We start from the raw sequence: 16,047 nt of genomic DNA, 5'->3' as shown, positions 1-16,047 counted from the left end.
TGAGCACAAGGCGCACGCCGCGCCGCGCATGATTTTCAGATAGCGCGTGGCAACGCCGCCGCGACCCGAGGGACGCGGCGGCGGCGCGAGCCGGCGCTCAGCGTTTGGCGTCCGGCGTGGTGGCCAGTTCATGCAGTTCGTACAGCAGATCGAGCGCTTCGCGCGGACGCAGCTCGTTGGGATCGAGCGCGCGCAATCGCTCGGCCACGAGCGAGGCGGCCGGGTCGGCTTCGGCGGCGCTGTCCTTGAGTTGCGGGCCGCCGTCGTCACCGCTGTTGTCACCGCCGTTGTCGTCGCTGTGGGCGCCGTTGCCCTCGCCGAAGTCGTCGCCGAAGTTGTCACTGAAATCGGGTGCGGGCATCGCGAACAGATCGAGTTGCGGCGCCGGCCGTCCCGCAGACTGCTGCTCGAGATGCACGAGGTGCTTGCGCGCCGCGCGGATCACGGCGGACGGCACGCCCGCGAGTTGCGCGACTTGCAGGCCGTAGCTCTGACTCGCGGGGCCTTCGTCCACGGCGTGCAGGAACACGATGCCCCGGCCGTGCTCGACGGCGGAAAGATGCACGTTGGCCGCTTGCGGAAACTCGGCGGGCAGTTGCGTGAGTTCGAAATAGTGCGTGGCGAACAGCGTCTGGCAACCGTTGTTCGCAAGCAGATGCCGCGCGATGGCCCATGCGAGCGCGAGGCCGTCGAAGGTCGACGTGCCGCGGCCGATTTCGTCCATGAGCACGAGGCTTTGCGGCGTGGCGTCGTTGAGAATGGCGGCGGCCTCGGTCATTTCCACCATGAAGGTGGAGCGGCCGCCCGCGAGGTCGTCGGCGGCGCCGATGCGCGTGAAGATGCGATCGATCGGACCGAAGCACGCGCGCTTCGCGGGCACGTAGCTGCCCACATACGCGAGCAGGGCGATGAGCGCCGTTTGCCGCATGAAAGTGGATTTGCCGCCCATGTTCGGGCCGGTGATGAGCAGCAGCTTGCGCTCGGCGTTGAGCGTGCAGTCGTTGGCGATGAAGCGCTCGACCTGCGCCTGGACGACAGGATGGCGGCCTTGCTCGATGTCGATGCCCGGCGTGTCCGAAAACGCCGGCGCATTCCAGTCGAGCGCGCGCGCCCGTTCGGCGAAAGCGGCAAGCAGGTCGAGTTCCGCGAGTGCCGCGGCCACGCGCTGGCAATCGGGAATGAACGGCAGCAGCGCTTGCAGCAACGCGTCGTAGAGCGCCTTCTCGCGCGCGAGCGCGCGTTCCTGCGCGGAGAGCGCCTTATCTTCGAACGTCTTGAGTTCGGGCGTGATATAGCGTTCGGCGTTCTTGAGCGTCTGGCGGCGCCGGTAATCGTCGGGCACCTTGTCGGTCTGGCCGCGCGTGACTTCGATATAGAAGCCATGCACCTTGTTGTATTCGACGCGCAGATTGCCGATGCCCGTGCGCGTGCGCTCGCGCGTTTCGAGGTCGAGCAGGAATTGTCCGCAGTTCTCGGAGATGTCGCGCAGTTCGTCCAGCTCCGCGTCGTAACCGCGCGCGATCACGCCGCCGTCGCGGACCATCGCGGCCGGTTCGGCGGTGACGGCGCGTTGCAGCAGCGCGGCGCACTCGGCGGGCGGCTCGAGCGCTTCGGCGATACGCAGCAGCGAGGGCGCGGCGCCGCTGGCGGCCGCAACCTGTTCGCGCAACGCAGGCAGTGCGGCAAAGGTGTCGCGCAGGCTGGACAAATCGCGTGGGCGCGCCGAAAGCAGCGCGAGGCGGCCCGTGATGCGTTCGACGTCGGCGATCTGGCGCAGTGCGCTTCGCAACGTATCGACGCTCGCCTGCGGCGGCGCATCGAGCAGCGCGCCGATGGCTTGCTGGCGCGTTTGCGCGACGGCCGCTTCGCGCGGCGGGTGATGAAGCCAGTGACGCAGCAACCGGCTGCCCATGGTCGTGCTGCACGTATCGAGCAGCGAGCAGAGCGTGGGCGATTCCGTGCCGCGCAGCGTTTCCGTCAATTCCAGATTGCGGCGCGTGGCGGGATCGAGCCCGATGTATTCGGATTCGGCTTCCACCTTGAGGCTGCGCACGTGGCGCAACTGCTGGCCTTGCGTGGCCGCCGCGTAGAGCAGCAGCGCGCCCGCCGCGCCGCACGCGCTCACGAACGCCTGCGCGCCGAAGCCATCGAGGCTCGCAACCGCGAGCTGAGCGCACAGGCGTTGCTTGCCCGAACTCACGTCGAAGTGCCACGCGGGCACGCGAGTGAGCGCGCCGTGGCTCGACGGCGGCGTCCAGCCCGCGCTTTCCGCCGGCATTTCCGCAACCAGAATTTCAGCCGGACGAATGCGTTCCAATGCCGTGGCGACCTGATCCGGCGCGACTTCGGCAAGACGCAATGCGCCGCTCGCGAGATTGAGCCACGCGAGCCCCACGTTGACCGGCACGCCGCGCCGGTTGTGCGCGGGGCATACGGCCATCAGATAGACGTCGGCCTTGTCGGAGAGCAGGGCGGCGTCCGTCAGCGTACCGGGCGTGACGACGCGCACCACCTTGCGCTCGACCGGTCCCTTGGACGTGGCCGGATCGCCGATCTGTTCGCAGATCGCCACCGACTCGCCGAGCTTCACGAGTTTCGCGAGATATTGCTCGACCGCATGGTGGGGCACGCCCGCCATCTTGATCGGATTGCCCGCCGAAGCGCCGCGCTGCGTGAGCGTGAGATCGAGCAGGCGCGCGGCTTTCTCGGCGTCTTCGAAAAAGAGCTCGTAGAAGTCGCCCATGCGATAAAACACGAGCGTGCCCGGATGATCGGCCTTGATGCGTAAATACTGCTGCATCATGGGGGTATGTTGGGCGATGTCGGCTGGGCCGGCGGTATGTGTAGCCATCCTCGGTGTCTTGCTGGAGTTCAGGGCGTGAGTTTAACGCGCGCCGTTCGCATGTAAAGCTAGCCGTTCGGCCGATACCGCGCGAACCCGCCGCGTGCCATGCTCGCGGGAACGCTGCTGCCGGCGGCTAGTCGTCGACCAGCGCGGCGAGGTCCATGGTGCGCGCATTGGCCGCGCTGCGCCGTTTCGCGAGCCAGATCATCGTGGAAACGAAGATGCCGAACACGACAATGATCCACTGCACCGGCATTTTCGCCGTGAGCAGCAGCGCATACGCGCCGAGCATGAGCAGCACCGCGAGGTTCTGGTTGAAATTTTGCACCGCGATCGAATGGCCGGCGGAAAGCAGCGTGGCGCCGCGGTGCTGCAACAGCGCGTTCATCGGCACGATGAAAAAACCCGCGAGCGTGCCGAGCACGATCATCAGCGGATACGCGAACAGGAGGTAGAAGGGCAGGATGAAGGTGCCGATACGAATACCTTCCCCGGCCGGAAACAGGTTCTTGCTGTAAAAGGCCATGGCAATGGCGACGATGCCGCTCAGAATGCCTACCGGCAGCACCTTGAGCGAGGCGCGCAGCGACACCCACGCGGCCGCGGCCGCGGCGCCGAGCGCGATGCCGAGCCCGGTCACGCCCTGCATGACGGCGGCTTTCGAGAGCGAAAGGCCGAGGTTCGCGTCGGCCCATTTGAGCACGAGCAGTTGTAGCGTGACGGCCGCGCCCCACATCAGGGTCGTGACCCAGAGCGCGATTTGCGCGAGCTTGTCGGCCCAGAGCACGTTGAAGCAGTGGATGAAGTCGTGTACGAGGCGGCCCGGCTGCTTGAGGCGGTTTTCGTAGCGCGCGTGCGTGTCGGGAATGCCCACGTTGATGAGCGCGGCCGCCGCGTAGGTAAGCATCGTGGCGAACATCGCGAGATCGGCGGCGGAATGGAGCAGCGGCAAATGGTGGTGCGCGACGAAGCGGTCGGCGTAGGTGGAAACCAGCGCGCCGCCCATCATCGTGCCGACGATGGTGGAGAGCACCGTCGCCGATTCGAGCCATGCGTTCGCGGCCACGAGCCGGTCAGCGGGCAGCAGCTCGGTGAGAATGCCGTACTTGGCGGGCGAGTACGCCGCCGCGCCGAAACCGACCACGCCGTAGGCGATCATCGGATGCACGCCCGCGATCATCAGCAGGCAGCCCGCCGCCTTCAGCGCGTTCGAGACGAACATGACGTGGCGCTTCTGCAAGGCGTCGGCGAACGCGCCGACGAACGGCGCGAGCAGCACGTACGAGACCGTGAAGAAGATTTGCAGCAGCGGCGTGATCCACGCCGGCGAGGACATCACGTTGAGCAGCGCGATGGCCGCTATCAGCAGCGCGTTGTCGGCGAGCGACGACACGAACTGCGCGGCGATGATCGTATAGAAGCCTTTTTTCATCGCTTTTTTCATCGGATGCGCTCGCGCGCGTCGAAGCGGGAAAGAGCGTGCAGTGCGGCGCGGGATGCACGGAAGAGGGCGTGGAAGCGGGCAGGAAACAAAAGAGCGGCCGAAGCCGCTCGATGCTCATGCGCGAACTGTCCGCGTGATTTAATCACATAAGCCGGGCGGCCCGCTTGCGGCGACTCATTTGCCGCTCACGCGGCCCGGATGGCCGCCATTGTCCCTCAAGCCGCCTTGCCGATGCGCGTGTACTTCGAGAGGATCGGCACCATTTGCGCGTAGATCTTCGGGTTGCCCGCGACCACTTCGCCCACGCGCAGGAAGTTCGAGTCGCCCGTATAGTTGCCGACGAGTCCGCCCGCTTCCGTCACGAGCAGGCCGCCCGCCGCCACGTCCCACGGATTGAGCCCTTGCTCGAAGAATCCGTCCATGCGGCCCGCCGCCACGTTCGCCAGATCGAGCGCGGCCGCGCCGGGGCGGCGCAGGCCCGCGCAGGCGTTGGTCATGGCGGCGAAAAGCTCGCAGTAGCTGTCGAGGCCGTCTTTTTCGCGGAACGGGAAGCCCGTGCCGATCAGGCCGTCGGCGAGACGGTCGCGGCGGCCCACGCGAATGCGGCGGTCGTTGAGGAACGCGCCACGGCCGCGCGAGGCGGTGAAGAGGTCGTTGCGCGTCGGGTCGTACACCACGGCTTGCGTCACGAGGCCCTTGTGCGCGAGCGCGATCGACACGCAGTAATACTGGAAACCGTGAATGAAGTTGGTGGTGCCGTCGAGCGGATCGATGATCCACTGGTATTCGGATTCGTTCGCCGATTCGCCCGATTCTTCGGCGAGAATCGCGTGGTCGGGGTAGGCGGTCTGGAGCGTTTCGATGATGGCGGCTTCGGCCGCTTTATCCACTTCCGTGACGAAATCGTTGTGCTGTTTCTTCGAGACCTGCACGAGGTCGAGGTCCAGCGAGGCGCGGTTGATGATCTGTCCGGCGCGACGCGCGGCCTTGACAGCGATGTTGAGCATGGGATGCATGAGCCAGATCCTTGTTGTCGGACGCTCGCGTGTAGCACGCGCGCCCGTGATGCGAAAGATAAAAGCGCCTAACGATTGGACAGGTCGCGAAGCTCAAAAGCCCGGCGTTGCCTGTCCCGTCAACGGAGACGAATTGGATAAGAGCGAGGCGCGGCGGCAGCGGCTGCCGGCATGGCGCGAGCCGTTACGTTAAGCCCAACACGGCTGCGGCGGCACGGCGCAACGCAAAAACGCGCGCGAATCCGGCATTTTACCCGAGTCCGGGCGCGTCTGGCGCGCCATGACGCGGCCCGCGCGCACGACGGCCAGGACGTTGACCCGCGCGTTGACCTGCGCGTTGACCCGCGCTGCGGCGGCCGCATGAAGTCAGGGAAGCGCGCGCCGCGATCCCAAGCCGCGCTAACATACGCGTTTTCCTTCCGCTTTCGCCGCAGAGAACCATCTTGGAGCACCCCGATTCACCCGCCTCGGCCGCCGGTTCGGCCCATCCTCCCGCGGCTCGCCCGTCGGCACCGGGCGACGCCCGCGAGCCGCAGCGCCGCGGCTTCACCTCCACGCGCTTCGTGCTCGTCGAGCCGAGCCATCCGGGCAACGTCGGCGCGGCGGCGCGCGCCTTGAAAACGATGGGCTTCTCGCGTCTCGTGCTGGTCGCGCCGCGCGTGCCGCAAGTTCACTGCGATCCCGAGGCGGTGGCGATGGCGAGCGGCGCCGACGACGTGCTCGCGGCTGCGCACATCGTGCCTACGCTCGCCGACGCGCTCGCGGGCGCGCAATGGTCGCTGGCGCTGACGGCGCGCACGCGCGAATACGGTCCGCCGCCCGCCGCGCCGCGTCACGCCGTGCTGGATGCGTGCCGGCAGGTCGGGCATGGCGGCGACATCGCGCTCGTGTTCGGCAACGAGCGCACCGGCCTGTCCAACGACGACGTGGAGCGTTGCACGGCGCTCGCGCACATTCCGGCCAATCCGGCATACAGCTCGCTCAATCTCGCGCAGGCGGTGCAGGTTCTCGCCTACGAACTGCGCCTCGCGTATCTCGACGGCGGCGCGAGCGGCGCGGCGCATCCAGCGGCGCCCGCGCCCGCGGCGAACGCATCCACGCCGCTGGCCACGAGCGACGACATCGAGCGCATGTACGTCCATCTGGAAAACGCGCTCATCGCGCTCGACTTTCTCGATCCCGCCAACCCGAAGAAGCTGATGTCGCGGTTGCGGCGTCTGTTCGCGCGTTCGGGGCTGGAACGCGAAGAGGTCAACATCGTGCGCGGTATCGCAAAACACATCCTCATGCTCAAGGGCAAGAACGGCGCCAACCGCTGACGATTGCCGCCGGCATTGGCATTGCGTCGACCTTGACGCCGGCGGGGACTTCCGGCGGCGTTGCCGCTTTGCGCCTAGAATCGTTCGAATATGCCAAAGCGCGCATAAGCACGCTCGAGCGAACGCACGCCGCCGCGCGGGACGTCGAGGACGCATGCGAATTCCGCGCGTCCAAGGCGTGCCACAGCGCGGCCGTTCCCCATGATTCCCACGTCCACAGCGTGACTGCCATGTTCAAGAGACTTCGCGAAGACATCGCCACGATCCGCGAGCGCGATCCCGCCGCCCGCAGCGCCTGGGAAGTCCTGACCTGTTATCCGGGCTTGCACGCGCTCGTGCTGCATCGCTTCGCGCATGCGTGCTGGCGCGCGCAATATCGCTGGCTCGCACGTTACGTCTCGCAGCTTGCGCGTTTTCTGACCGGCATCGAGATTCATCCGGGCGCGACCGTGGGCCGGCGCGTGTTCATCGATCATGGCATGGGCGTCGTGATCGGCGAGACGGCCGAAGTCGGCGACGACTGCACGATCTATCAGGGCGTGACGCTCGGCGGCACCTCGCTCACGCGCGGCGCGAAGCGTCACCCCACGCTCGGCGCGGGCGTGATCGTCGGCGCGGGCGCGAAAGTGCTCGGCGGTTTCACCGTGGGCGCGGGCGCGAAGATCGGTTCGAACGCCGTGGTCGTGAAGCCGGTGCCGGAAGGGGCGACGGCGGTAGGCAATCCCGCGCGCATCGTGGCGCCCGCGAAGCCGGCAAACGAGGCGGGCAACATGGACGCGATGAGCGAAAACGCCGCGAACGTCAAAAGCGACGGGAGCGACGGCAGAGGCGGCGCGGCGAAGGCGCGGCCCGCGCGCGACGGATTTTGCGCTTACGGCATCACGCCTAACGCCGACGATCCCGTTTCGCTCGCGATTCATGGTTTGATCGATCACGCGGCCACGCAGGCGCAGCGCGTCGATGCGATCGTCGTCGCGCTCGAACGGCTGGGCACGCGCCTCGAAGCGCTGCATGGCGCCGATGCGGCGCTGGCCGAGTTGCGGCGTCTGTCGGCGGGAATCGAGTACAGCGCGGAGTGCAGCGTGGAGTACAGCGCGGAGTGCAGCGCGGCGCGGTCGTCGCCGCAAGCGCCTCATCAAGCCGAAAATCGCGAAGAGAGCGCTTCCGCGAGCGTTTGAGCGAAACGTCCGCCGCGCGCTTCAGTCGATCGGCATCATGCGAAAGCCTTCGGCATCCACACGCAAATAGCCGCCGCGCGGCGCGCCATGATCGAGATCCCAGTCGGGCAGCACCCAGCGCGTGCCGCCCGGCTCCTGATGCCGCGCGGGCCGGTGCGTGTGACCGTGAATCATCGTGTTCGTGCGCGCGCGCTTGAATAGCGCCGCGACGCCGCGCGCGGTCACGTCGTATTTCGGCAGGCGCGGGCCTTCGCGCCGCATTTCGCTCGCGCGCCGCGCGCGCTCGGCGAGCGCCTTGCGCCAGCGAAACGGCCACGCGAGAAAGAACCACTGCGGCATGCGGTTGCGCGCGATCTTGCGAAAGAGCTGATAGCCGCGGTCGTCGGTACACATGGCGTCGCCGTGCGCGAGCGCGACGCGCGTGCCGAACGCGGTGATGGCGATGGGGTCGGGCAGATAGATCGCGCCCGCCGCTTTCATGAAGCGCTTGCCCATCAGGAAGTCGCGGTTGCCATGCATGACGTAGAGCGCGATGCCGCGCTCGGAGAGCGTGTGCATCAGCGCGGCCATGCGCGCGACGAACGGATCGGCGAGCATGTCGTCGCCGATCCAGTATTCGAAGAGGTCGCCGAGAATGAACACCGAGTCGGCCTGATCGGCCGTGACCCGGATGAAGCGCTCGAACGCGGCGACCGTGCGCGGAATCCCCTCATTCAGATGCACGTCGGAAATGAACAGAAACGGACGCGCCGCGTGCGGGCGCTTGCCCTCGCCGGGCACGCCCGCCGCTGCGTATCGTAGAGCCTTTTCCTGCAGCATCGCTGAAGAGTCGCGTAGAAGTTGGAAGCGGTCGAAACCGGTTATTCGACGACGATGGCCTTCTCGATCACGACGTCGTCCACCGGCACGTCCTGATGAAAACCCTTCGAGCCCGTCTTGACCGACTTGATCTTGTCGACCACGTCGAGGCCGTCCACGACCTTGCCGAACACGGCGTAGCCCCAGCCTTGCGGCGTCGGCGACGAGTGGTTCAGGAAGTCGTTGTCGGCGACGTTGATGAAGAACTGGGCGCTCGCCGAATGCGGGTCGTTGGTGCGCGCCATGGCGATCGAGCCGCGCTCGTTCTTCAGGCCGTTGTTCGCTTCGTTTTCGACCGGCGCTTCGGTCGGCTTTTGCTTCATGCCGGCTTCGAAACCGCCGCCCTGGATCATGAAGCCGTCGATGACGCGATGGAACACCGTGCCGTCGTAGTGGCCGTTCTTCACGTAGTTGAGGAAGTTGGCGACCGTTTTCGGGGCCTTCTCGGCGTTCAGTTCGAGCTTGATGACGCCGTGGTTCGTGTGCAGTTCGACCATGATGGAATCCTTTGCCTGTGGCTTGGGGGGAAGGACGGTGCGGCGCCGGCACGAGGCGTGGCTTGAGCCTTCGCGTGTGCCGCCGCCGCGACCGTGCGACGGGAAAGGGCGGCGGTGCCGCCCGGTCAGGCGATTCGCCCGACCTATGACATGCTGCGCTTGCTTGCGGGGCGCGTTACTTGCCGACGACGGTCGCCGACTGGATCACGATTTCCTTCTGCGGCACGTCGGCCATCGGGCCGCGCGAGGTGGTGGGCGACGCTTCGATCTTCTTCACGACGTCCATGCCTTGCGTGACCTTGCCGAACACGGCGTAGCCGTTGCCGTCCGGGTTCGGATAGTCGAGGCCCGCGTTGTCGACGGTGTTGATGAAGAACTGCGCGGTGGCCGAGCCGGGATCGCTCGTGCGCGCCATCGCGATGGTGCCCGCGAGGTTCTTCAGGCCGTTGCGGCTTTCGAGCGGGATGGGCGCGCGCGTGGGCTTCTCGACGAAGCTCGACGTATAGCCGCCGCCCTGGATCATGAAGCCGCGAATCACGCGATGAAAGATCGTGCCGTTGTACTGGCCGGATTTCACGTATTGCAGGAAGTTGTCGACGGTTTTCGGCGCCTTCTCGGGATACAGCTCGACGCGAATGTCGCCATCACTGGTCTTGAAAAGCACTTGCGGATGCGCGGCCGCCGTCGGGGCCTGCGCAAAGGCGGGTGCGTTCGCGATCAGGGCGGCGCTGCCGAGCGCCAACATCAACCATTTCATGAGTATCCTCGGAAGTACGGGAAAACGTGTCGCGGTGCGCATGCGGCATGCGCACCGCGGCTTAGTTCGATGGCGCCACGAAAGGCGGCATCGCGAGCGACCCGGTCGGGCCGCCGAACTGGAACGCCGGATTGTTCAGCGTGGGCGCGATGTATTTCGAAGTCGCGTCGGATGCGGCGTCGGCCGTCGCCGCGGCGCGCTTTTTCTTTGCCGTGGGCGGCGGCGCGACGATCTTTTCGAGATCGGCGAGACGCTGCGCGGTCGGCCCGCTCGTGTGGCCGAGCGACTGCGCGCGCTTATAGGACGAATCGGCCAGACGCAGATACAGGTCGCCGAGATTCTCCCACGCGAGACTGTACGAAGGGTTCGCCTTCGTGGCCGTTTCGAGCGCGACCCGCGCCTCTTCGTAGCGGCCGTGCTTTGCGTAGAGCGTGGCGAGATTGTTGTACGGCTCGGGCAGCTCGGGATACTGCTGCGTGAGTTCGGTGAATGCCTCGATGGCGTCGTCGTCGCGATTCAGGCGTGCGAGAAGGGTGGCGCGCTTGAATTTCGCCTGCACGTCGTGCGGGTTCGACTGGATGCGCGCATCGAGCTGTTTCAGGGCCGAAGCCCAGTCGCGCTGCGCAATCGCGCTGTCGGCGCCGGGCGTGGAATCGGACGTGGCGGGCGCTGCGGCATGGGCGATGCTCGCGCTGCACAGCACGAACGCGACGCTCGCAAGAGCCGACGCGGCAAGGGTCGCAGCGCGACGCGCGCGGCCGCTGGAAGGTTTCATAGGGTGAGGTCGCGGTGTTATACTCCGAGCCATTCTAACAAAAGGTCTGTGCGTTTCGTCGCGCGCTTTGTCCCTCGCGAAGCAAGGGTTCATATCCGGGGGCAAGTTCGGGCGCGCCGCAGGAATCGCCAGGCTTCCTTTTGTCACTCGTTTCGCCACTCGTGGTCGTCTCCGCCGGTTGCCGCTTCGTTCGCATGGCGGTATCGGCAAGGACCGGCAAGCGGCAGCCCGAGCATCGCGGTGCAACGCCACCCGCCGGCTGCTTCCGGCGCCGCCGCGGCTTCCTCGCGGTTTATCTCGACCCACGTATCCATCGTCTTTATGGAATCACTGCGCATCTACAACACGCTCGCGCGTGACAAGCAAACTTTCGTGCCCCTCGTGCCCGGCGTCGTACGCATGTACGTCTGCGGAATGACGGTGTACGACTATTGTCACGTGGGGCATGCGCGGGTGATGGTGGTGTTCGACATCGTGCAGCGCTGGCTGCGCACGCTCGGCTATGACGTGACGTATGTCCGTAACATCACCGACATCGACGACAAGATCATTCGCCGCGCCGTGGAAAACGGCGAGACGATCCGCGAACTCACCGACCGCTTCATCGCGGCGCTGCACGAAGACGCCGACGCGCTCGGCGTGCAACGTCCCGACCACGAGCCGCGCGCGACGCAGTACATCCCGCAGATGCTCGACATGATCGGCAAGCTGGAGCGCAACGGCTACGCGTATCAGGGCACCGACGGCGACGTGAATTACGCGGTGCGCAAATTCGCGAACTACGGCGCGCTCTCGGGCAAGTCGCTCGAAGACCTGCGCGCGGGCGAGCGTGTGGCAACGAACGATGCGAAGCAGGACCCGCTTGACTTCGTGCTGTGGAAGCAGGCAAAACCGGAGGAGCCGGCCGGCACGAGCTGGGATTCGAAATACGGGCGCGGCCGGCCGGGCTGGCATATCGAATGCTCTGCGATGGGCTGCACCTTGCTCGGCGATCATTTCGACATTCATGGCGGCGGTCAGGACTTGCAGTTCCCGCACCATGAGAACGAAATCGCGCAAAGCGAGGGCGCGACCGGCACGACGTTCGTCAACACGTGGATGCATAACGGCTTCGTGCAGATCGACAACGAGAAGATGTCGAAGTCGCTCGGCAACTTCTTCACGATCCGCGAAGTGCTCGCGAAGTACGACGCCGAAGTGGTGCGCTTCTTCATGGCGCGCGCGCATTATCGTTCGCCGCTGAATTACAGCGACGTGCATCTCGACGACGCGAAGAACGCGCTCACGCGCCTCTACACCGCGTTGAAGGACGTGACGCCGGACGCGAACGCGCTCGACTGGAACGAGCCGTATGCGCAGCGTTTCCAGGCGGCGATGAACGACGACTTCAACACGCCGCTCGCGGTCGCCGCGCTGTTCGAACTCGCGACGGAAGTGAACCGCACGCGCGACGCGGCGCTGGCGCGTCAGTTGCAGCAGCTCGCGCGCGTGATCGGCCTGCTCGTGCGCGAGCCGCGCGCGTTCCTTCAGCAGGCGGCGGGCGCGCAGGATGCGGGCGCGCTCGACGTGGGCGCGATCGAAGCGCAAATTGCGGCGCGCACGGCGGCGAAGCAGGCGAAGCAGTATGCGAAGGCGGACCGGATTCGGGCCGAGCTGCTCGAAGCCGGTGTCGCGCTCGAAGACAAACCGGGCGGGTTGACGGAGTGGCGCCGCGTGTGAGCGGGCTGTCCAGTTTCCACTGATCGATTCGCGAGGCAGGAGGCAGGATGGCAACGGCCACGAAGACGCAGGCCAGGCGGCCGGCGTCGCTAACGGGCGCCGCCGAAGCGGGCGCTGTGACCAAACGCGCCGCGCGCGGCACGAAGCCGGCGCCCAATGGCGCGAGCGCGAAAGAGTCGGCAAAGCCGGCGAAAACCGCGCGCGCGAAGGCCAACGGCACGGCGCATTCGCATGAGGCGCTCGAGGGCGAGGCAATCGACGCGACACTTGAGAAGGCTGCCGCGCTCGAAGCGGTGGAGCCGGCTGCGGCCGTGCTCGGCGATCTCGAGTTCGAAGTGCAGCGTCCCGGTTACTGGGACAAGGCGTGCGCCGATCTCGTCAAGCGCGACCGCATTCTCAAGAAGCTGATTCCGAAGTTCGGCCCCGTGCATCTCTTGAGCCGCGACGACCCGTTCGTCACGCTTGCGCGCTCGGTCGTCGGCCAGCAGATTTCGACCACGGCCGCGCAGGCGCTCTGGCAGCGCGTGGAAGCCGCGTGTCCGAAGCTCGTGCCGCAGCAGTTCCTCAAGCTCGGCCACGAGAAACTCGCCGCGTGCGGGCTTTCCCGGCGCAAGACGGAATACATCCTCGATCTCGCGCAGCATTTCGTGTCGGGGGCGTTGCACGTCGGCAAATGGACGTCGATGGACGACGAAGACGTGATCGCGGAGCTGACGGCCATTCGCGGCATCGGCCGCTGGACCGCGGAGATGTTCCTCATCTTCAATCTCGCGCGCCCGAACGTGCTGCCGCTCGACGACCTCGGCCTGATCCGCGCGATCAGCGTCAATTATTTCAGCGGCGAACCCGTCACGCGCAGCGAGGCGCGCGAGGTCGCGGCGAACTGGGAGCCGTGGCGTACTGTCGCAACCTGGTATATGTGGCGCAGCCTCGAACCGTCTTAGGGCGCGTCGGCGTCCCGCATGGGCGTCTCGATCGGCTGCATGCTGCATAAGAAAAATCCTATCAATTAATAGAAATTGATAGTTCTTCGCCGATTTCGGCGGCGGCCGGCGCGGTTAGAATACGCGCTGCCGCAAAGTGAAGGATTCCCACTCATCATGAAGACCACGTTTCTGGATTTCGAACAGCCGATCGCTGAGCTTGAAGCGAAGATCGAAGAACTGCGCTTCGTTCAGGACGATTCGGCCGTCGATATTTCGGAAGAGATCGAGCGGCTGTCGAAGAAGAGTCAGCAGCTCACGAAAGACCTCTACGCGAACCTGAGCCCGTGGCAGGTTTCGCAGATCGCGCGTCATCCGCAGCGTCCGTACACGCTCGATTACGTGCATGAGCTGTTCACCGATTTCCACGAACTCCACGGCGACCGCTCGTTCGCGGACGACCTGTCGATCGTCGGCGGCCTCGCGCGATTCAGCGGCCAGCCCTGCATGGTGATCGGCCAGCAAAAGGGCCGCGACACGAAGGAGCGCGCGCTGCGCAACTTCGGCATGCCGCGCCCGGAAGGCTATCGCAAGGCCGAGCGCCTGATGCGCCTTGCCGAGAAGTTCGGCCTGCCGATCTTCACGTTCGTCGATACGCCGGGCGCGTACCCCGGCATCGGCGCGGAAGAGCGCGGCCAGTCGGAAGCGATCGGCCGCAACCTCTACGTGATGGCCGAGCTGAAAACGCCGATCATCACGACGATCATCGGCGAAGGCGGTTCGGGCGGCGCGCTCGCGATCGCCGTGGCCGACACGGTCATGATGCTGCAATTCTCCACGTATTCGGTCATTTCGCCGGAAGGCTGCGCGTCGATTCTCTGGAAGAGTGCGGCGAAGGCGCCGGAAGCCGCGGAGGCGCTCGGCCTGACCGCGCATCGCCTCAAGGCGCTCGGCCTGATCGACAAGATTGTGAACGAGCCGCTCGGCGGCGCGCACCGCGACCCGAAGGGCATGGCCGCGCTGCTGCGCCGCGCGCTCTCCGACTCGCTGCGCCAGTTCCAGGGCATGAGCATCGCCGAGCTGAAGGAGCGCCGCTACGAGCGCCTGATGGCCTACGGCAAGTACAAGGAAACGACGCCGGGCGCGTAACGCGCCGCGCGCGTTCATGGGGCCGGCGGCGCAGGCCGTCGTCGTTTCATGACTCATCATCCCGATCCCGACGCCGGGCGCATCGTTCTCGATGCGCTCGGCGTCGTGCTTTGCGCGCTGCCGGGCGACGCGCGCATTGCCGTGGCGTACAGCGGCGGTCTCGATTCGTCGGTGCTGCTCGATGCCGCCGTGCGCGCGGCGGGCGCGGCGCGCGTCGTCGCGTTGCATGTGCATCACGGCCTGAGCCCGAACGCCGACGCCTGGCTCGCGCACTGCGAGGCGACCGCGCGCGCGTATGGCGTGACCTTCGACGCGCGCCGGGTGGACGTGGCGCGCAACGACGCGGCGGGCCTGGAGGCGGCCGCTCGCGACGCACGCTATCGCGCGCTCGACGCCATGTGCGCCGTGCATGGCGTAGCCGCGCTCTGGCTCGCGCAACACGCCGACGATCAAGCCGAAACGGTGCTGCTGCAATTGCTGCGCGGCGCGGGCCTGGCGGGTCTCGCGGCGATGGCGCCCGTGCGCGCGCGCGCGAACGGCGTGCCGCGCGTGCGCCCGTTGCTCGGTTTGTTGCGCGCGCAACTGGAGCGCTACGCACACGCCTACGACTTGCGCTGGGTCGACGATGAATCGAACGACGACACGCGTTATGCGCGCAATGCCTTGCGTCACGACGTCACGCCCGCGCTGGCGGCGCATTTTCCCGGCTATCGCGAAGCGCTCGCGCGCACGGCCGCGCATGCGGCGGCGTCGCAACGTTTGCTCGACGATCTCGCGCAGATGGATTTTCGCGACGCGGCTCGCGAAGGAGGGCGCGCGCTCGCGCAGGCGGCGCTCGTCGCGCTCGACGAGGCGCGTGCGCTCAATCTGTTGCGCTACTGGATGCGCGCGCTCGGTTTGCCGGCCGCTTCGGCGGCGCGGTTGAACGATGCGCTGCGCCAGCTCTGCGACATCGCGCGCGATGACGAACGCGGTGCCGGCGACCACGCATTGCGTGTCGATCACGCGGGGCGGCGCTTGCGTTGCTATCGCGGGCTCGTTGCATGGGAAACGCCGCGCGCGGAAGCCGAAGCCGAAGCGCCCGCGCACCCGAGCGTCGAACTCGCATGGCGCGGCGAGGAAATCTGGCGTTTGCCGGCATGGCGCGGCACCTTCGTATTCGCTCCGGCGAATGCCGACGACGCCGACGCGGTGCCCGAAGCCGTGCTGCGGCGCGCGCCGCTCGTCGCGCGCGAGCGCAGCGGCGGCGAGCGCGTGCGCGACGAGGCGGCCAACGTGAGCCGTACGCTCAAGAACCTGTTCCAGACGCGCGGCGTGCCCGCGTGGGAGCGCGACGTGCCGTTGCTTTACGTCGGCGATACGTTGCTGTACGTGCCCCGTATCGGTGTGAATCGTTCCGCGTTCGGCGCTTCCGGGGCGCGAAGCGGCGCCGCGTGGCGGCGTATCGAATGGCGCGAGGATCTGACGATCGCTTGAACCAGGCGCGAGCGCCGGCTTGAACGTCGGCTTGAACGCGTCAGGCGGGATTTGCCGACGATGCGCGACGCCGTGCTCGTGCGTCGCAAGC

The 16,047-nt window shown here is 66.7% G+C and carries 13 protein-coding genes; 6 read left to right on the top strand and 7 right to left on the bottom strand.

Annotated elements, in window-relative coordinates; all coding sequences use genetic code 11:
• Positions 1-97: 97 nt before the first annotated feature.
• The 3 genes from mutS to U5805_RS17545 form a co-directional block, all read right to left on the bottom strand.
• Positions 98-2,851: a DNA mismatch repair protein MutS gene (gene mutS / locus U5805_RS17555; RefSeq protein ID WP_322104758.1), complete on the bottom strand. Its 2,754-nt coding sequence runs from the start codon at positions 2,849-2,851 to the stop codon at positions 98-100.
• A 127-nt stretch (positions 2,852-2,978) separates the two neighbouring features.
• Positions 2,979-4,277 carry a lysophospholipid transporter LplT gene (gene lplT, locus U5805_RS17550; protein ID WP_322104799.1) on the bottom strand — a complete coding sequence of 433 codons (1,299 nt, stop codon included), beginning with the start codon at positions 4,275-4,277 and terminating at the stop codon, positions 2,979-2,981.
• Between the two features lie 227 nt (positions 4,278-4,504).
• Positions 4,505-5,305, bottom strand: coding sequence for an inositol monophosphatase family protein (locus U5805_RS17545; RefSeq protein ID WP_322104757.1), 801 nt, complete (start codon positions 5,303-5,305; stop codon positions 4,505-4,507).
• Between the two features lie 443 nt (positions 5,306-5,748).
• Here U5805_RS17545 and U5805_RS17540 point away from each other — a divergent pair, with 443 nt between their 5' ends.
• Positions 5,749-6,624, top strand: a complete 876-nt coding sequence (locus U5805_RS17540; RefSeq protein WP_322104756.1) for an RNA methyltransferase — start codon at positions 5,749-5,751, stop codon at positions 6,622-6,624.
• Positions 6,625-6,854: 230 nt separating this feature from the next.
• Positions 6,855-7,802, top strand: a complete 948-nt coding sequence (gene cysE, locus U5805_RS17535) for a serine O-acetyltransferase (protein ID WP_322104755.1) — start codon at positions 6,855-6,857, stop codon at positions 7,800-7,802.
• A gap of 21 nt (positions 7,803-7,823) precedes the next feature.
• On the opposite strand, the gene U5805_RS17530 is transcribed toward cysE, so the two are convergent.
• The 4 genes from U5805_RS17530 to U5805_RS17515 form a co-directional block, all read right to left on the bottom strand.
• Positions 7,824-8,621: a UDP-2,3-diacylglucosamine diphosphatase gene (locus tag U5805_RS17530; RefSeq protein WP_322104754.1), complete on the bottom strand. Its 798-nt coding sequence runs from the start codon at positions 8,619-8,621 to the stop codon at positions 7,824-7,826.
• 41 nt (positions 8,622-8,662) lie between these two features.
• Positions 8,663-9,157 carry a peptidylprolyl isomerase gene (locus U5805_RS17525; protein ID WP_322104753.1) on the bottom strand — a complete coding sequence of 165 codons (495 nt, stop codon included), beginning with the start codon at positions 9,155-9,157 and terminating at the stop codon, positions 8,663-8,665.
• Between the two features lie 175 nt (positions 9,158-9,332).
• Positions 9,333-9,914, bottom strand: a complete 582-nt coding sequence (locus tag U5805_RS17520; protein ID WP_322104752.1) for a peptidylprolyl isomerase — start codon at positions 9,912-9,914, stop codon at positions 9,333-9,335.
• Between the two features lie 61 nt (positions 9,915-9,975).
• Positions 9,976-10,689: a tetratricopeptide repeat protein gene (locus U5805_RS17515; protein ID WP_322104751.1), complete on the bottom strand. Its 714-nt coding sequence runs from the start codon at positions 10,687-10,689 to the stop codon at positions 9,976-9,978.
• Between the two features lie 321 nt (positions 10,690-11,010).
• On the opposite strand from U5805_RS17515, the gene cysS reads away from it, so the two are divergent.
• The 4 genes from cysS (at position 11,011) to tilS (ending at position 15,956) form a co-directional block, all read left to right on the top strand.
• Positions 11,011-12,408: a cysteine--tRNA ligase gene (gene cysS, locus U5805_RS17510; RefSeq protein ID WP_322104750.1), complete on the top strand. Its 1,398-nt coding sequence runs from the start codon at positions 11,011-11,013 to the stop codon at positions 12,406-12,408.
• Between the two features lie 47 nt (positions 12,409-12,455).
• On the top strand, positions 12,456-13,352 hold the full coding sequence (locus U5805_RS17505; protein ID WP_322104749.1) for a DNA repair protein: 897 nt from the start codon (positions 12,456-12,458) through the stop codon (positions 13,350-13,352).
• A gap of 156 nt (positions 13,353-13,508) precedes the next feature.
• Positions 13,509-14,480 carry an acetyl-CoA carboxylase carboxyltransferase subunit alpha gene (locus U5805_RS17500; protein WP_322104748.1) on the top strand — a complete coding sequence of 324 codons (972 nt, stop codon included), beginning with the start codon at positions 13,509-13,511 and terminating at the stop codon, positions 14,478-14,480.
• Between the two features lie 48 nt (positions 14,481-14,528).
• Positions 14,529-15,956, top strand: coding sequence for a tRNA lysidine(34) synthetase TilS (gene tilS / locus U5805_RS17495; RefSeq protein WP_322104747.1), 1,428 nt, complete (start codon positions 14,529-14,531; stop codon positions 15,954-15,956).
• Positions 15,957-16,047: the final 91 nt, after the last annotated feature.

Source organism: Paraburkholderia sp. J41, assembly GCF_905220235.1.
Taxonomy (GTDB): Bacteria; Pseudomonadota; Gammaproteobacteria; order Burkholderiales; family Burkholderiaceae; genus Paraburkholderia.
Note: the sequence above shows the minus strand (reverse complement) of the source record. Positions and strands in the feature narration are given on the sequence as shown.